The sequence below is a fragment of the Pelagibius sp. genome (genome assembly GCF_965227505.1).
In the GTDB taxonomy this organism is placed as follows: Bacteria; Pseudomonadota; Alphaproteobacteria; order Kiloniellales; family Kiloniellaceae; genus Pelagibius.
Genome location: NZ_OZ245757.1, coordinates 2,901,696 through 2,916,748, shown reverse-complemented (window position 1 = coordinate 2,916,748; position 15,053 = coordinate 2,901,696). Strand labels below are relative to the sequence as shown.

Below are 15,053 nucleotides of genomic sequence, written 5' to 3'. Positions count from 1 at the left end.
CATTCGCAGAGAGTGCGCACCAGGGGCATTGCGGTCCGGCCCGGCGAACCCCGAGGCCCGAAAACGGGCCCAAAAAACAGGCCCAGAAAACAGGAACGCCCGGTCGGGGGGGATCCGGGCGTTCCATTCTCTCCGCGGAGAAACGGAAGGAAGGCAGGGGAATGCATCCTTCCGCTCTTTGCCGGGACGCCTTTGCGGCACCGGCTGTTAATACTTAATTTAGGTCCGATCGACGCCATTACAATCTCACATCTGCGTGCGCAGTACGATTTTGCGCAGGCCTCCCGTGAGGTAGGAAATTCTTTTTATATCAGTGGCTTGATGTCAAAAAATCGGTCAAGAGACCGCAGAGAGCCTGTGGTCTTGAGCGCCGTTTCGGGCTGCGGCGCGCCCTGCAGCGGCGGTGCCGAAGGCCTCGAACAGGCTCTGGGAGAAAGGATTTTCCCAGGCCTTGTACTCCGGATGCCACTGCACCCCCAGGGCGAAGGCCCTTGCGCCGGACACGGATACAGCCTCCACAGTGCCGTCCTCGGCCCAGGCCTCTTCCACCAGATCGTCCGCAACCCGGTCCAGCGCCTGCCAGTGCAGGGAGTTGACCATCAGGCTCTCGGCGCCCGCCAGCGCGGCAAAGGGCCCGCCCGCGCGCAGGCGCACCGGGTGCTTGGGGCCGTATTGCACATCCAGTTCCGGATGCTTTGGCCGGCGGTGGTCCATGCGGCCCTCGAGCTCGTGCACGCGGGCGTGCAGGCTGCCGCCGAGGGCAACGTTCAGTTCCTGAAAGCCGCGGCAGATGGCCAGCAGCGGCAGACCCTCGGCCAGGGCCATGCGGATGAAGGCCAGGCTGGTGGCATCGCGTTCCAGGTCGTAGGGCTCAGCCTCCGGCGTGGCGATCTTGCCGTAGTGGTCGGGATGCACGTTGGAGGGGCTGCCGGTCAGCATCACCCCGTCCAGGCGCGCCACCAGGCCTGCCAGATCCGGCAGGTCGTCGCCCAGCGACGGCAGCATGAGGGGCGTCGCCCCGGCACAGAGCGCCAAGGCCCGCACATACTTGTCGCCGACCGTATGGAACGGCTGACCGTCCACGGCCCGCACGCAGGCCGGCACCGCCACCAGGGGCGCGAAAGGTTTGGTTGTCCCGCTGTCCATGGATCATAGGTACGCCCTGACTGCGCCCCTGACAAGGACCGCTGCCGGGCTCGCTGCCGGGACCGCTCCCTGAGATCTCCGCGGCGGCCCCGATATGGGCCGGGCGGGCCTCGCAGGGCCGTGACTTGCCGGTTCTCCACCGTCCTGCCATATCAGCGTCATGATTGCCGAACTGGAGGCCCTGCTGGGCTGGAAGACGGCTGCCGTCGGCCTGTGGATCCTGCTGTTTTTCGCAGCGGAACGCCTGCTGCCCGCTGCCCGTCCGCCGTCGGCCCTCGCCGACCGGCCCGGCGGCCTCCGGCGCCTGGGCCGCAACCTCGGCCTCTGGGCGGTCAATCTCGGCCTTTCGCCGCTGATCGTGCTGCCGGTCACCTTCTGGGCCGCCGGCCACGCCTGGGCCTGGCGTCCGGACTGGTGGCAGGGCCTGCCGGGCCTCGCCCTCGACATCCTGCTGCTCGACGTTCTGATCTACTGGTGGCACCGGGCCAACCACGAGATCCCCTTTCTCTGGCGTTTCCACGAGGTGCATCACCTCGACCGCTTCCTCGACACCACCTCTGCGTTGCGATTCCACTTCGGCGAGGTGCTGTTGTCGGCCCTGGCCCGGGCCGGCGTGATCCTGCTGCTCGGCTTTCCCTTCACCTCGGTGCTGGTCTTCGAGGCGCTGGTGCTGCTCTGCGCTATCTTCCATCATTCAAACCTGCGCCTACCGGCGGCTTTCGAAGCGCTGCTCTCGCGCCTCATCATCACGCCCTCGATCCACTGGGTGCACCACCACGCCAGGCGCCGCGACACCGACTCGAACTACGGCACGCTCTTCAGTTTCTGGGACCGGCTGTTCGGAACCCGCAGCGCCAAGCAACGCGACCCGGAGATGCCCATCGGCGTCGAGGGGCGGGCTGAAGAGCCCATCCTGTCGCTGCTGGTTCATCCCCTGCACAGCCCGGCGCCGCCGATGCCGCCGAGCCGCCGGGACCCGTCCGAGGGTTAGCGGCCGAGGCCCGCTTGGGCAGCGGATTGAGCGGCAATCGCCGCTGCCCTTCCAAGCCTGACACCCTCTCCGGCCAAGCCTTTCCGGTACTCCACGCGCATCAGACGAATTTTCTTTGAACCGTTTTCGCGGGCGTCTCGACCCAGGGCCATTACCGAGAATCACCGCCCAATAACCAAACGAAGGACTATTCGATATGCGTATTTTTGCCTCGGCGCTCCTGGGCGCCCTTGCTCTCGCCTCCATGGATACCGCCATTGCGGAGTCCCGTCTTCAGCCGAGCACACCGAAGCCGCCGAAGCCTGAGCTGCAGTTGAAAGCCCCCGCGAGCCTGCCGGACCTGGTGGTCATAAAGGCCGTCCGGGGCCCCGACTACTCGAACGGCCAGGGGCGCATCTTCCTGCAGGTCAAGAATGTCGGCACCGCAGCGGTCGGCAAGTCTCAAGGCCTTGCCACGCATGACAACAACGTCGGCTGCGGCACCTATTTCATGGTTCCGGCCCTGGCCCCCGGCGCCATCTCGTCGCACACGATCCGCTATTGCGAGGACGTAGCCAAGGGCACCCGCATCCGTGTGATCGCCGACCAAACGAAGAAGTACGCCGAGTCCAAGGAGAACAACAACCGTCTCTTCTTTAACTGGTGACGATGGGCGCGGCGCTCCCCACCACGGGGCGCCGCCGCTCGAGCGAGATGGAGCAGCGCCGCCGGCGCTGCTCCACTGCGTTCAGCGTTCGCGTCGGCGCCGGTTGTGGACTTCCAGATCGTGGTATTTGAAGAGGTCGCCGTCGATCGCCCCGCCGTACACCGGGTTGACCAGCGAGACCTGGGTTTCGATCCCCTGGGGATCGGTCAGCTCCCACTTGCGCAGGGTGAGCGGACGGTCGGAAAAGACCAGAGTGATCACGCCGCCGTCCGGCGTGTCGGGGTCGCGCAGGGAAACCCGCAAGGTGCCCAGCGCCTCTTCGATAGCGATGATCTCGACGTTGTCGTCGAAGCGCACCTCGTCGCGGATCAGGAACCATAGCGGCGTCTCCCACAGCGGCAGGAAGGTCGCTTCCTTCAGTTCCTTGTCGTAGTACAGCAGGGTCAGGCCGTTGGCGATCAGCAGCACCGGGGTCGGCGGGTCGTAGTCGAAGCGCATGTGGCCCGGCCGGTCGACGAAGAGTTCGCCCTGCGCATAGCCGCCGTTGTCGGAAACCTGCACGAAGCGCGCCTGCATCGTCTTGATGTCGTTCAGATAGCGCTCGATGCGCGACAGCGCCGCCACCTGGTCCGGCGACAAGGCCTCCAGCGGCTCCAGCGCGCCGCCCTGCAGCGCACCCTGGGGCATCGCGCCCTGGGCGCGGACCGCCGGCACGCCGCCAATCAGGCTGGCCGCGGCGACGCCGAGGCCACCGAGACCGGCGGTCAGCAGTTTTCGGCGTGGCAGGAGCCTGCGCGTCATGCGTCGCCTCCGCCCGGCGGGATCACTTCGCGCTTGCCGACGTGGTTGGCCGCGGAAATCAATCCTTCGCTCTCCATCCGTTCGATGATGCGCGCCGCCCGGTTGTATCCGATCTGCAGGTGCCGCTGCACGAAGGAGGTCGAGGCCTTGCGATGCTGCAGCACCAGGGCCACGGCGCGGTCGTAGAGGTCGTCGCCGCTGCTCTCGCCCATGCCCGTGGCGCCGCCGTCGATGTCGCCCTCGACATCCTCGGTGATGGCTTCGATGTAGGAAGGCTCCCCCTGGCGTTTCAAGAAGGCGACCACGTCTTCCACTTCCTGGTCGGTGACCAGGGGTCCGTGCACGCGGGCGATGCGCCCGCCCTGGGCCATGTAGAGCATGTCGCCCTGGCCCAGCAGCTGTTCGGCGCCCTGCTCGCCCAGGATGGTGCGGCTGTCGATCTTCGACGTCACATGGAAAGAGATGCGCGTCGGGAAGTTGGCCTTGATGGTGCCGGTGATGACGTCCACCGAGGGGCGCTGGGTTGCGACGATCAGGTGGATGCCGGCGGCGCGCGCCATCTGGGCCAGCCGCTGGATCGCCGCTTCCACGTCCTTGCCCGCCACCAGCATCAGGTCCGCCAGCTCGTCGACGATGACCACGATCAGCGGCAGCGGGTCGAGATCGAAGGGCTGTTCTTCGAAGATCGGCTGGCCGGTCTCCGGATCGAAGCCGGTCTGCACCTTGCGGGTCAGCACTTCGCCCTTGCGCTGGGCCTCTTGGACGCGGGCGTTGTAGCCCTCGACGTTGCGCACGCCCATGCGCGACATGGCGCGGTAGCGCTCCTCCATTTCGCGCACCGCCCACTTCATCGCGACCACCGCCTTCTTGGGCTCGGTGACCACAGGCGCCAGCAAGTGAGGAATGCCGTCGTAGACCGACAGCTCCAGCATCTTGGGGTCGACCATGATCAGTTTGCAGCGCTCCGGCCCCATGCGGTAGAGCAGCGAGAGGATCATGGCGTTGATCGCCACCGACTTGCCGGAGCCGGTGGTGCCGGCGACCAGCAGGTGTGGCATGCGCGCCAGGTCGACCATGGTCGGCGTACCGCCGATGTCCTTGCCCAGCACCAGCGGCAGCTTGCCGCTGCTTTTCTCATAGTCCTCGGCGGCCAGCAGCTCGCGCAGATAGACCGTATCGCGCTTGGCATTCGGCAACTCGATGCCGATCACGGAATCGCCGGGCACCACGGCGACGCGCACCGAAACCGCGCTCATTGAGCGCGCGATGTCGTCGGCCAGGCCGACCACCCGGCTGGTCTTGGTGCCGGGCGCCGGCTCGAGATCGTAGCGGGTGACCACCGGGCCGGGGCGCACCTTCACGATCTCGCCACGCACGCCGAAATCCTCCAGCACGCTTTCCAGGATGCGGGCGTTCTTCTCCAGGGAGTCGCGGTTGAGGGCCTGGCTCTTGCCGGCGTCGCGCGGCAGGTCCAGCAGGTTCAGCGGCGGCGTCTCGTAGGCGCCGGTGGCGCCGAGGTCGAGGCGCCCCTGGACGGCGGCCCTGGCGCGTTTGCCGGGGCGGGCGCGGCGCGGCTTGGGCGCCACCAGTTCCGCCTCCTCCTCGTCCAGCGCCGGCTCCTCGTAGGCGGCTTCGGCGGTTTCCACCTCATCCGGATCGAAGTCGTCCTCGTCCAGGTGCGGCTCCCTGCGCCGGCGTTCGGCCTTGCGCATCAGGGCGCGGGCTTCGCCGGGTTCCTCGCGCGGCTGGCGCTGCACGGCGCGCCGCAGGCCGCGGCTGGCGCCGCCGAAGACCCAGGCGACGCCGCCGCCGAGCACCCGCCACTCCTCGCGCGTCAGGCCGAGAGCGAAGGCCAGGGCGCTGAGGCCGAGGATGAAGGCGGCCAGTGCCAGCATCCAGAACGGCGTTCCGAGGAAAAGGCCGAGCTCGGTCAGCGTCAGGTCGCCGACGAAGCCCCCCAGCTTGTTGTCCAGCGGCCAGGAGGCCGGGCGCGGCAGCGCCTCCAGCGCCATGGCCAGGAGGATAAGACCCGCCGGATAGGCCGCCAGGCGCCACCACCAGCGGCCCGGCAGGTGGCGCTCGCGAATCAGGCGCCAGCCCCAGGCGAAAAGAACCAGCGGCGCCAGCAGGCCGGCAAGGCCCAGGGTCTGCATGACAAGGTCGGCGGTGTGGGAGCCGAACAGCCCGAGCGGGTTGCGCACCGTCGCGCCGCCGGCCGCGCTCTCCGCCGCATTGTCCAGGGGAACCGTCAATGTCCCGTCCGGCGAAACGCTGTCCGGCGCCAAGGGGCCGGGTGTGGCAGTGCTGGGGCCGACCGCGTCGTTCCAGGACGGGTCCTGCGGGTGGTAGGTCAGGCAGGCCAGGAAGACGGCGAAGGCGAAGACCGCCAGCAGCAGGCCGGCGAACTCGATCGCGCGCTTCTTGAAGAACTCTGAGGTGCCGCTGGGCAGCAGCGGCGGGCGGACTTCGCGGGTGCCGGCGTTGCTGAGCCGCATGGCCATGACCTATCTCCCTGCTGCGACGGTGGCAGCCTGCGGCGCCTGCGTGCCGCCCGGCGCCAGAACGTCGACGATGCGCTTCAGGCCCTCCGCCGTGGTCCTGGCGTCATAGACCAGGGCGACGCGGATGTAGGGCTTTCCGGGATTATCGCCCGAACCGTCGGTTTCGCTCACATAGGCGCCGGGGACGACCCGCACCCCGGCCTCGCGCCACAGCTTCACCGCCGCCGCCTCGCCGTCGCCGACGTCGAGCCAGAGGAAGAAGCCGCCGTCGGGCTTGCGGAAGCCGAAGCGGTTGCCCAGCAGGCGCTCGGCGATGGCGAAGTTCTCCCGGTAGTAGGCGCGGTTGGCCTCGACATGGCTCTCCTCGCGCCACAGACGCGTTCCGGCGGCGAGGATCGGCAGCGGCACGCCGGCGCCGCCGACCCGCAAGGCCATATCCAGGCCGTCGATCAGATCGGCCGACCCGGCGGCGAAACCGCAGCGCAGGCCGGGGGCGGAGGAGCGTTTGGAGAGCGAGTGAAACACCAGCACCCGGTCGAGGGCCACTTCGCCGCGACCGGTCAGCGCCGCCGCCTGCAGCGCCCCGGCCGGCGCATCGCGGTCGTAGATCTCGGCATAGCACTCGTCGAAGGCGACGACGAAGTCGTGACGCCGCGCCAGGTCGATCAGCCGCCCGAGAGCCTCGACGTCGGCGGCGGCGCCTTGCGGGTTGGAGGGCGAGCAGAGGAAGCAGAAGATGGCGCGGTCCAGGGTCGCTGTGTCCAGCGCCGCGAAATCCGGCAGGAAGCCGTTTGCCGCCGTGGCCGGCACGAAGACCGGCTCGGCCCCCGCCGCCACCGCCGCTCCGGCATAGACGTGATAGAAGGGATTGGGAATCAGCACCACAGGCGGCGCGTCACCCTCGTAGCCCTGCGCGGCGGCCAGCAGGGCGAAGAACAGGCCTTCGCGGCTGCCGGGCAGCGGCTGGATCGAGCGCTCCTCGGCGATCAGCCCCTCCGGCAAGGCAAAGCGCCGGTTCAGCCAGTCGACGCAGGCGCTGCGGTAGGCCTCCGTGCCGTGCGGCGGCGGATAGCGCGACCATGTGTCCGCCGCGGCGGTGATTTCCTCGGCGACGAAGGCCGGCGGCTGGTTCTTGGGTTCGCCGATCGACAGCAGAATGGGCTCGCTGCCGGGTGCACAGCCGGGGGCAATGCCGTCCAGCAGGCTGTTCAGCTTGGCGAAGGGGTGAAAGGCTTGCAGCGAACGGCGGTCGGCCAAGGTGCTTTCTGTCCTCAGGATTTGGAGACTGCTGTCGCCCATTTGTCTTCGGCGGCCCGGTGGCCCCGTCACGCGCCGATCCGGGCGGCCCTCCCGGAGGTGGTACAAAACGCAAACGAGTCTAACGGCCCGGCCGCGCCCTCACAAGCGCTCCTGCGGGGCGGCATTCCAGTCCATAGCAGAAAGCCTGCCCCGCGATTTGGGCAAAAAAAGGGCCCGGAAGCGGCGCTTCCGGGCCAGTTTGGCAGAGGAAAATCACACCCGCATCAAGGGCTGGCCCCGCAAAGAGCCGGTCTTTTTGCCGATGCAACCACCTGAGTAATCACGTTCAATCTCTCTTTCAGAGGCCGGCTTACAGAGCCCGGCTTACAAAGACTGCGAGCCGTGGCCGAACTCGGGATAGGCCTCCATCCCCAGTTCCGCCTTGTCGAGGCCCATCTCCTCGCCTTCCTCGTCGACCCGGAGGCCGATGGTGAACTTCAGGGCCAGCCAGACGATGGCGCTGGTGATGACCATGAAGGCGCCGATGGCGATGATGCCGATCACCTGCACCACGAAGTCACCGCCGCCGAAGATAGCCACCGCCAGGGTCCCCCAGACGCCGGCCACCAGGTGGGCGGAGATGGCGCCGACCACGTCGTCGACCTTCAGCTTGTCGAAGAACGGGATCGCGAAGACCACCAGCACGCCGCCGATGGCGCCGATCAGGATGGAGAGGAAGTGGTTCTGCAGATCGGGCCCGGCGGTGATCGCCACCAGGCCAGCGATGGCGCCGTTGAGGGCCATGGTCAGGTCGATCTTCTTGTAGACCAGCTGGGTCAGGATGATCGCTGCGACCACGCCGCCGGCTGCCGCCAGGTTGGTGTTCACATAGACGATCGCCATGGCCGAGGCATCGAGGGCGGAGCCCAGGGCCAACTGCGAGCCGCCGTTGAAGCCGAACCAGCCGAGCCAGAGGATGAAGGTGCCGAGGGTCGCCAGCGGCAGGTTGGCGCCCGGCATCGGGTGGACGGAGCCGTCGGCGCCGTACTTGCCCTTGCGCGGACCCAGGATGATCGCGCCCACCAGGGCCGCCCAGCCGCCCACGGAGTGGACGATGGTCGAACCGGCGAAGTCGGAGAAGCCCATCTCGGCGAGCCAGCCGCCGCCCCAGGTCCAGGAGCCCTGGATCGGGTAGAGGAAGCCGGTCAGCACCACCACGAAGATCATGAAGGGCCAGAACTTGATGCGCTCGGCCAGGGTGCCGGAGACAATGGAGGCGGCTGTCGCGACGAAGACCATCTGGAAGAACCAGTCGGACATCACCGAATAGCCGTTGCTGGTCACCGCGGCGATCAGCTCCGGCGTCGCCTCGTCGGCGCCCAGAAGGGCCTTCTCGGCATCGGTGGTGTTGTAGAAGCCGCCGAAGGAGCCGAAGTAGCCGCCGTCAACGCCGCTGTACATCAGGTTGTAGCCGATCACGTAGTACATGATGCCGGCGATGGAATAGAGGGCGATGTTCTTCAGGCAGATCGTCGCCGTGTTCTTGGTGCGCACCAGGCCGGATTCCAGCATGGCGAAGCCGGCGGCCATCCACATCACCAGGAAGCCGCTCACCAGGAACGCAAAGGTGTTGAAGACGAAGGCCGTCTCCTCGCTGACCTCCGCGCGGGCCGGCGTCGTCGCCAGCAGCAGCACGGCGCCCGCGAGGCCCGCCAGGCCCGCTGTCCGCGTTACGGATTTTCCCAGAACTCCCATGTCTTTCGATCCCTTCTTGACTTAAAGCGCCTCGGCATTGGTCTCGCCGGTGCGGATCCGCACGGCGTGGCCAATGTCCAGGACAAAGATTTTCCCGTCGCCGATCCGCGCCGTGTTGGCCGAGCTCTGGATTGTCTCGACGACCTGCCCAACCAGTTCGTCCGAGACCGCGACTTCGATTTTCACCTTGGGAAGAAAGTTCACCGAGTACTCCGCACCGCGGTAGATTTCGGTCTGCCCCTTCTGCCGGCCGTAGCCTTTGACCTCGCTGACCGTCAGGCCTTCGACGCCAATTCCCGTGAGCGCTTCGCGCACATCATCCAGCTTGAACGGCTTGATGATGGCCATAACCATTTTCATGATCAGGCTGTCCCCTTCATCCTCACGCGCACCCTTCTCCTGCAAACGTCTTCTTGCCGGACATTCCGGTGTCCGGCGTCCTGCAGGGGCCCCTCGGTGCACAAGGGGGCCCGGCAGCCACCGGCCCGAAAACAGGCGGATGCCCGACCCAGAGGAGTCAAGAAGCGTGCCAAGTGGATGCTGCAGCGCAAAACAGACGGAATCCGGTCGCTCCGAGCCTCCGGCCGGCGGCGGCGGTTTGCGGCCTTGCCGCGCCACTGCTGCCAATTTTTTAGGCAAATATGAAGCGTAGGTTAAAAATTAGGCAGTGTACATGCGAGTTGTCGAGCCCCTGGCGACCGGCCCCTCTTTCGGGCCTTTCTTGCTGTTGCGCCCTGCGACAAGCGGCGCCTGGACAATTGCCGACGTCCGCGCAATAGCTGGAGCGAGCGAGACATGCACCGGGCGCGGAGGGCGCCCGGCCTGACGGAGGCCCGATGGCGGAGCGGATCGAAACCGAAGTGCTGATTGCCGGCGGCGGCATGGTGGGGCTGACCCTCGCGACCGCCCTGGCCGAAGCTGGGGTCGCCGTTGTGGCGGTCGACCGCCTGGACCCGGCGGCGATGCGCGAGGACGCCTTCGACGGCCGCGCCTCGGCCATTGCCCGCGGCTCCCAGCAGGCGCTGGCCGTCACCGGCCTGTGGCGGGACATGGCGGCCACGGCCTCGCCGATCCTCGACATCCGGATCTCCGACGGGGCGCCCTTCGGCGGGGCCACCGCAGTGGCCCGGCGCGGCGGCGCCTCCGCCCTGCACCTGCACTTCAGTCATAGCGATGTCGCCAGTCAGGCCGGTGTCGCCAGTCAGGCCGGTGTCGCCAGCCAGGCCGGTGTCGGCAGGAAAGCCGGGGCGGGTTCGGGGGGGCGGGAGGCTCCGCCCCTGGGCCACATCGTCGAGAACACGGCGATCCGCCGCGCCTGCCTGGCGCGCGCTGCGGAACTCGACCGCCTCGACCTGCGGGCGCCGGCGGAACTGGGTCGGGTGGATCGCGGCCCCAACGGCGTCACCGCGCGGCTCGGCGACGGCACCGAGGTTGCGGCGCGGCTGCTGGTGGCCGCGGACGGGCGCGGCTCGGCCCAGCGCCGGGCGGCCGGGATCAGAATCACCGAGGTCGGCTATTCCCAGACCGGCATCGTCGCCACGGTCGCCCACGAGCGCCCGCACCACGGCGTCGCCCACGAACACTTCCTGCCCGCCGGGCCCTTTGCCCTGCTGCCCATGAACGATGCCGAGGACGAGACCGGCCGCAGCGTGCACCGCTCCTCGCTGGTGTGGACGGAGCGCCGCGATCTGGCCCCGGCGATGCTGGCCCTGGACCGCGCCCGCTTCGCCGCCGAGATGCAGCGTCGCTTCGGCGATTCGCTGGGGCGACTCAGCCTGTGGTCGGCCAGGACCTGGTCCTACCCGCTGTCGCTGCTGCATGCCGAACGCATGATCGACCAGCGCCTCGCCCTGGTGGGCGACGCGGCCCACGGCATCCATCCCGTCGCCGGCCAGGGGCTGAACCTCGGCCTGCGCGACGTGGCGGCGCTGGCGGAATCGATTGTCGATGCCCGCCGCCTCGGCCTCGACATCGGCAGCCCGCAGGTGCTGGAGCGTTATCAGCGCTGGCGGCGCTTCGACACCCTGGCCCTGATCGCGGCAACGGACTCCCTGAACCGGCTGTTCTCCAACGACCTGCCGCCGGTGCGTCTGCTGCGCGATCTCGGCCTGGCGGCGGTGAACCGCATGCCCCCGCTGAAGCGCTTCTTCATGCGCCATGCCATGGGTCTGGTGGGCGAACTCCCCCGCCTGCTGAAGGGCGAAGCGCTTTAGGCGCGCGCGGCGGGCGGCGACCGACGGCAGCGCTCGTCGGTTTGCGACGACAAACGCCGAGTCCTCTTAGACCCTGTCCGCGTCGCTGTGAGGGTTCGGGCTGCGCCCCTGCACGCTCTCTGCGTCCCTGCGGTCCCGGCGCCGATGCCCCGGCCGCCTGAGTTGGCTCACCGGGGTATCCCAGCCCTGCGGCAGCGCAATCCTGTCGCGATCGCGCAGTCGGTAAGAGGACCCCTCACCGGACTGCGGTGTCCTCGGCGCACGACCGTTGCGCAATGCGGGCCAAGCGTCGCGAAACAGCGCAACAGCAGCCTTGTGCAGCTTGTCGTAGGACGAGCGGAGCGTTTCGCTCCCGTCCATGTCCACAAGCCGCTGGGCGATTATGTCCCCGGTATCGATGCCGGCGTCGACGTAGTGCAGGGTCACCCCGTGAGGTTCACCGTTCACCCAGGCCCAGAGGTTCGGATCCGTGCCGCGGCCCCAGGGCAGGTAGGAGATGTGCAGGTTGACGATCCGGTCCTTGAACACCGTCAACTCAGGCTCGCGAATGAGCCCCTGATGCCCAAAGCAGATGACCCAGTCAGGGTCTCTTTCGATGCGATCGGATACGAACGCTTTGTCGCCCGTCGCTCCGATCGACTGAACGAGGGGCTCGGGATAAGGAGAGAGGATCAGACACTGACGATGGAAAACCATGGCGCGAATATATAACGCGCATTTTGATGCAGAAATACCCGCACAAGGTGATTATATAATATAATTCAATCGATTAGCATTTCCCTCGGAGATGTCCCTGCAGACTGTTTCGGCCGCTCGGTCGTCCTGCGTTGCCGTCATGGAGACGACGGCGCGACCCTGCTCTCTTGCTCTGTCCGAAGCGTCGCAGCTTTCCCCGGATCACACTTCCCGCAGCAGCAGGCGCTCCTCGAAAGGAAAGTCGGAGAGCAGTTCGGCGCCGCCGGCGGTGATCAGCACCTGCTGCTCCAGCTTCACGCCTTCATGGCCGCCCTCCTCGCCGATGTAGCTTTCGACGCAGACGGTCATGTTCTCCTCGAAGACGCCGTCGTAGCCGGCCTTCTCGAAGTCGCGCTGATAGCGCACGGCGGGATACTCGTCGCAGAGCCCGACGCCGTGCACCACGACCGAATAGCGGTTGGCGGCGCAGGAGGCCGGCAGCGTCCAGGCGTTTTCGGAAAGCTCGCGGAAGCTGAGGCCCGGCTTCAGAAGGGCGGTGTTGGTATGGATCTGTTCCCAGGCGAGCTGATAAAGCCGCCGCTGTTCGTCGCTTGCCCGGCCGTCGCCGCAGAGAAAGGTGCGGGAGATGTCGGAGCAGTAGCTGTAGGGGCCGATCATGTCGGTGTCGAAGCTGACGATGTCGCCGGCTTGGATCGCATGGTCGCCGCACTCCCGGAACCAGGGATTGGTGCGCCCGCCGGCGGATAGCAGGCGGGTTTCGATCCACTCCCCTCCGTTGGCCGCGTTCACCTGGTTGAGGATCGCCCAGAGCTGGTTCTCCGTCATGCCGGGGGTGAGCTGGCGATGCATCTCCGCCATGGCCATCTGGCAGACCGCCACCGAGGTGCGCATGGCGCGCAGCTCCTCCGGCCCCTTGATCACCCGGGCCAGTTCCATCACCTCCTGGCCGTCGTGCAGAGAGATGTCGAGGGCCTGCAGGGCGCTGACACCGAAGAGGTCGCATTTATCGACGGCCAGACGCCGGTTGCCGCCGCCGTAGCGGGTCACCAGGTCGGCCAGTTCCGCCGCCCAGGTTCCGGCCAGTTCTTCCGAACGCTGGCCGGCTTCGAAGTAGAACCACGAGGTCGCCGGGCGCACCTCGTCGATCACCTCGATGTCTTCGGAGAGGTGTTCGCAGTTGTGGAAATCGAAGATCACCACCGGCCCCTCGGTGGCGACGAAGCAATAGCGCACGGGATTGTGCAGACACCACACCGCCATGTTGCGGCTGTCGCAGGCGTAGCGGATGTTCATGGGGTCGTAGAGCAGCGCACCGGCATAGTCGCGGCGCTTCAGTTCGGCGCGCACCCGCGCCAGCCGGTAGGCCCGCAAGGCGCGCAGATCGACCGCTGCGCCATCCTGTGCAGGGTCTTGTTGTCTGTCGGTCTGCCCGTCGGGCGCCATGGCCACCGCTCCGCTGTTTCCAGGTTCTGTACCGAAGAGCTTGCCAGGGCCGGACGCGCCTTCTTGTCCGCTTGCGACGGCGCAGTGGCGGAGATGGCACAACGGAAGCCGCGCGCTTCTTCAACCGCTGAAAAAGAGGGGCCCCGGAAGTTGCGCGCCGCGATCCTGTCGAGGCGCGGCACGGGTCCGAATTGCGGTTACGCCAGGGCGATTCACCGCGGCATGCAGGCGGGTTCAGGGATCGCGGCTGAGGCCCTTGGCTGCCAGGTTGTCGAGGTAGGCCTGCCAGAGGCTTTCCTGTTCTCGGCCCAGCTTGTGCAGGTACTGCCAGGAAAAGATCCCGGTGTCGTGCAGGTCGTCGAACTTGATGCGCACGGCGTAGTTGCCCACCGGCTCAATCGCCATGATGCCGACATGGCGGCGCCCGGGCACGATCTGCTTCTGGCCGGGCCCGTGGCCCTGAACCTCGGCCGAGGGGCTTTCGACGCGCAGGAACTCAGCGGCAAAGGTGAAGGTCTCGCCACTGTCGAAGCGGATCACCAAGGCCTTGTCTTCGGAGAGGTAGCGGATTTCCTCCGGCCAGTGCGCGCTGCCGAAGTCCTGCTGGTTCTCTTCCTTGACGGTCATTGCGTATCCGTTTCGGTCGTCAGGCGCCGCACAGGGTCAATCATCCATCCGCGTCAATCATCCAGCCGCGTCAATCATCCAGCCGCGTCAATCGTCCAGCCGTCGGGCCTCGTCGACCAGCATGATGGGGATGCCGTCGCGGATCGGATAGGCCAGCCGCGCCTGGCGGCTGATGAGCTCTTGGGCATCCTTGTCATAGTCCAGCGGCGCCTTGGTCAGCGGGCAGACCAGGATCTCCAGCAGCTTCGGGTCGACGGTGTTCTGGGTCATGGTTGTCTCTCGGGCGTTCCGGCCGGGGGCCGGCGTTCAGTGGTGTTTGGTCTCGCTTTCGCCCTCACCGCCGCTGTGGGTCGCCATCTCCATGATGGCGGTCAGGGTTTCAGCGCGTTCGGTCAGGGTCATGGCTTCCAGCAGGGCCTGCTTCTCCGGCGCGCCCAGAGGGCAGATCATGGCGAGCGAGGTGACCAGGCGCTCGTCGCCGGTCTGCTCGATCGCCTCCCAGTCGCCCTCGATGGAGTTGGCCTCGAAGTAGGCCCCCAGCACCTGCACCAGGCGGTCGCGGTCGATGGCGCCGGTGTCTTCGGACATGTCGTTGCGGAAGCGGTCGTAGTTCGGCTCCACCAGGCGGTAGCTGTCGGCCGGCAGTTCGCGGACGAGGTCGAAGCGTATGAGGCCGGAGAGCGTCACCAGATAGCGGCCGTCGTCGGTCTCGTTGAACGAGGTGATGCGGCCGGCACAGCCCGTCTCGTAGACCTTGGGCACGTCCTGGGCCTCGCCGTTCTCGACCGGCTGCACCATACCGATCATCCGGTTGGAGGCGAGCGCATCGTCGAACATCGCCAGATAGCGCGGCTCGAAGATGTTCAGGGGCAGGCGGCCGCCGGGCAGCAGCAGCACCCCGCCGAGCGGAAAGATCGGCAGGACCCTCGGCAGGTCCTCGAAACAGGGATCAAAGGCGGTTCGACTCATGGTACCTGAAGGCAAAGATCCGCGGA

14 protein-coding genes are annotated in these 15,053 nt (G+C 67.2%); 3 read left to right on the top strand and 11 right to left on the bottom strand.

Translation table 11 applies throughout. The annotated features are described in order from the left end of the window. Window positions 1–336: 336 nt before the first annotated feature. Window positions 337–1,146, bottom strand: a complete 810-nt coding sequence (locus ACO06P_RS13915) for a gamma-glutamyl-gamma-aminobutyrate hydrolase family protein (RefSeq protein ID WP_420345835.1) — start codon at window positions 1,144–1,146, stop codon at window positions 337–339. A gap of 160 nt (window positions 1,147–1,306) precedes the next feature. Here ACO06P_RS13915 and ACO06P_RS13910 point away from each other — a divergent pair, with 160 nt between their 5' ends. Both ACO06P_RS13910 and ACO06P_RS13905 read left to right on the top strand, forming a co-directional pair. Continuing rightward, complete coding sequence (locus ACO06P_RS13910) at window positions 1,307–2,137, top strand: sterol desaturase family protein (RefSeq protein ID WP_420345834.1); 831 nt, start codon at window positions 1,307–1,309, stop codon at window positions 2,135–2,137. A gap of 196 nt (window positions 2,138–2,333) precedes the next feature. Then, window positions 2,334–2,783 (top strand): CARDB domain-containing protein, encoded by a 450-nt coding sequence (locus tag ACO06P_RS13905; protein WP_420345833.1) that lies wholly within the window; start codon window positions 2,334–2,336, stop codon window positions 2,781–2,783. Window positions 2,784–2,864: 81 nt separating this feature from the next. On the opposite strand, the gene ACO06P_RS13900 is transcribed toward ACO06P_RS13905, so the two are convergent. From ACO06P_RS13900 to ACO06P_RS13880, 5 genes are all read right to left on the bottom strand, one after another. Further along, window positions 2,865–3,584 carry a LolA family protein gene (locus ACO06P_RS13900; protein WP_420345832.1) on the bottom strand — a complete coding sequence of 240 codons (720 nt, stop codon included), beginning with the start codon at window positions 3,582–3,584 and terminating at the stop codon, window positions 2,865–2,867. Beyond that, on the bottom strand, window positions 3,581–6,085 hold the full coding sequence (locus tag ACO06P_RS13895) for a DNA translocase FtsK (protein WP_420345831.1): 2,505 nt from the start codon (window positions 6,083–6,085) through the stop codon (window positions 3,581–3,583). The genes ACO06P_RS13900 and ACO06P_RS13895 overlap by 4 nt, the downstream gene beginning before the upstream one ends. Window positions 6,086–6,088: 3 nt before the next feature. After that, window positions 6,089–7,342 carry an aminotransferase class I/II-fold pyridoxal phosphate-dependent enzyme gene (locus ACO06P_RS13890; protein WP_420345830.1) on the bottom strand — a complete coding sequence of 418 codons (1,254 nt, stop codon included), beginning with the start codon at window positions 7,340–7,342 and terminating at the stop codon, window positions 6,089–6,091. Window positions 7,343–7,708: 366 nt separating this feature from the next. Beyond that, on the bottom strand, window positions 7,709–9,079 hold the full coding sequence (amt, locus tag ACO06P_RS13885) for an ammonium transporter (protein ID WP_420345829.1): 1,371 nt from the start codon (window positions 9,077–9,079) through the stop codon (window positions 7,709–7,711). A gap of 21 nt (window positions 9,080–9,100) precedes the next feature. Beyond that, window positions 9,101–9,439 carry a P-II family nitrogen regulator gene (locus tag ACO06P_RS13880; RefSeq protein ID WP_420349640.1) on the bottom strand — a complete coding sequence of 113 codons (339 nt, stop codon included), beginning with the start codon at window positions 9,437–9,439 and terminating at the stop codon, window positions 9,101–9,103. A 476-nt stretch (window positions 9,440–9,915) separates the two neighbouring features. Here ACO06P_RS13880 and ACO06P_RS13875 point away from each other — a divergent pair, with 476 nt between their 5' ends. Beyond that, complete coding sequence (locus tag ACO06P_RS13875; protein ID WP_420345828.1) at window positions 9,916–11,292, top strand: UbiH/UbiF/VisC/COQ6 family ubiquinone biosynthesis hydroxylase; 1,377 nt, start codon at window positions 9,916–9,918, stop codon at window positions 11,290–11,292. A gap of 66 nt (window positions 11,293–11,358) precedes the next feature. Here the strand turns inward: ACO06P_RS13875 and ACO06P_RS13870 are convergent, their stop codons facing one another. The 5 genes from ACO06P_RS13870 to ACO06P_RS13850 all read right to left on the bottom strand — a co-directional run bounded on the left by ACO06P_RS13870 (window position 11,359) and on the right by ACO06P_RS13850 (window position 15,027). Then, window positions 11,359–11,988: a formyltransferase family protein gene (locus ACO06P_RS13870; protein ID WP_420345827.1), complete on the bottom strand. Its 630-nt coding sequence runs from the start codon at window positions 11,986–11,988 to the stop codon at window positions 11,359–11,361. A gap of 201 nt (window positions 11,989–12,189) precedes the next feature. Then, a complete protein-coding gene (locus ACO06P_RS13865; protein WP_420345826.1) occupies window positions 12,190–13,431 on the bottom strand; it encodes a M24 family metallopeptidase in 1,242 nt (413 codons plus the stop codon). A 234-nt stretch (window positions 13,432–13,665) separates the two neighbouring features. Then, entirely contained in the window at window positions 13,666–14,058 is a 393-nt protein-coding gene (locus ACO06P_RS13860) for a gamma-butyrobetaine hydroxylase-like domain-containing protein (protein ID WP_420345825.1), read from the bottom strand. 87 nt (window positions 14,059–14,145) lie between these two features. Further along, window positions 14,146–14,328, bottom strand: a complete 183-nt coding sequence (locus ACO06P_RS13855) for a Trm112 family protein (RefSeq protein WP_420345824.1) — start codon at window positions 14,326–14,328, stop codon at window positions 14,146–14,148. 36 nt (window positions 14,329–14,364) lie between these two features. After that, window positions 14,365–15,027, bottom strand: a complete 663-nt coding sequence (locus ACO06P_RS13850; RefSeq protein WP_420345823.1) for an LON peptidase substrate-binding domain-containing protein — start codon at window positions 15,025–15,027, stop codon at window positions 14,365–14,367. Window positions 15,028–15,053: the final 26 nt, after the last annotated feature.

Excerpts from the sequence above, each read along its gene's own strand:
- ACO06P_RS13915 (WP_420345835.1), bottom strand. The coding sequence starts at position 1,146 with ATGGACAGCGGGACAACCAAACCTTTCGCGCCCCTGGTGGCGGTGCCG.
- ACO06P_RS13910 (WP_420345834.1), top strand. The coding sequence starts at position 1,307 with ATGATTGCCGAACTGGAGGCCCTGCTGGGCTGGAAGACGGCTGCCGTC.
- ACO06P_RS13905 (WP_420345833.1), top strand. The coding sequence starts at position 2,334 with ATGCGTATTTTTGCCTCGGCGCTCCTGGGCGCCCTTGCTCTCGCCTCC.
- ACO06P_RS13900 (WP_420345832.1), bottom strand. The coding sequence starts at position 3,584 with ATGACGCGCAGGCTCCTGCCACGCCGAAAACTGCTGACCGCCGGTCTC.
- ACO06P_RS13895 (WP_420345831.1), bottom strand. The coding sequence starts at position 6,085 with ATGGCCATGCGGCTCAGCAACGCCGGCACCCGCGAAGTCCGCCCGCCG.
- amt (WP_420345829.1), bottom strand. The coding sequence starts at position 9,079 with ATGGGAGTTCTGGGAAAATCCGTAACGCGGACAGCGGGCCTGGCGGGC.
- ACO06P_RS13880 (WP_420349640.1), bottom strand. The coding sequence starts at position 9,439 with ATGAAAATGGTTATGGCCATCATCAAGCCGTTCAAGCTGGATGATGTG.
- ACO06P_RS13875 (WP_420345828.1), top strand. The coding sequence starts at position 9,916 with ATGGCGGAGCGGATCGAAACCGAAGTGCTGATTGCCGGCGGCGGCATG.
- ACO06P_RS13870 (WP_420345827.1), bottom strand. The coding sequence starts at position 11,988 with ATGGTTTTCCATCGTCAGTGTCTGATCCTCTCTCCTTATCCCGAGCCC.
- ACO06P_RS13865 (WP_420345826.1), bottom strand. The coding sequence starts at position 13,431 with ATGGCGCCCGACGGGCAGACCGACAGACAACAAGACCCTGCACAGGAT.
- ACO06P_RS13860 (WP_420345825.1), bottom strand. The coding sequence starts at position 14,058 with ATGACCGTCAAGGAAGAGAACCAGCAGGACTTCGGCAGCGCGCACTGG.
- ACO06P_RS13855 (WP_420345824.1), bottom strand. The coding sequence starts at position 14,328 with ATGACCCAGAACACCGTCGACCCGAAGCTGCTGGAGATCCTGGTCTGC.
- ACO06P_RS13850 (WP_420345823.1), bottom strand. The coding sequence starts at position 15,027 with ATGAGTCGAACCGCCTTTGATCCCTGTTTCGAGGACCTGCCGAGGGTC.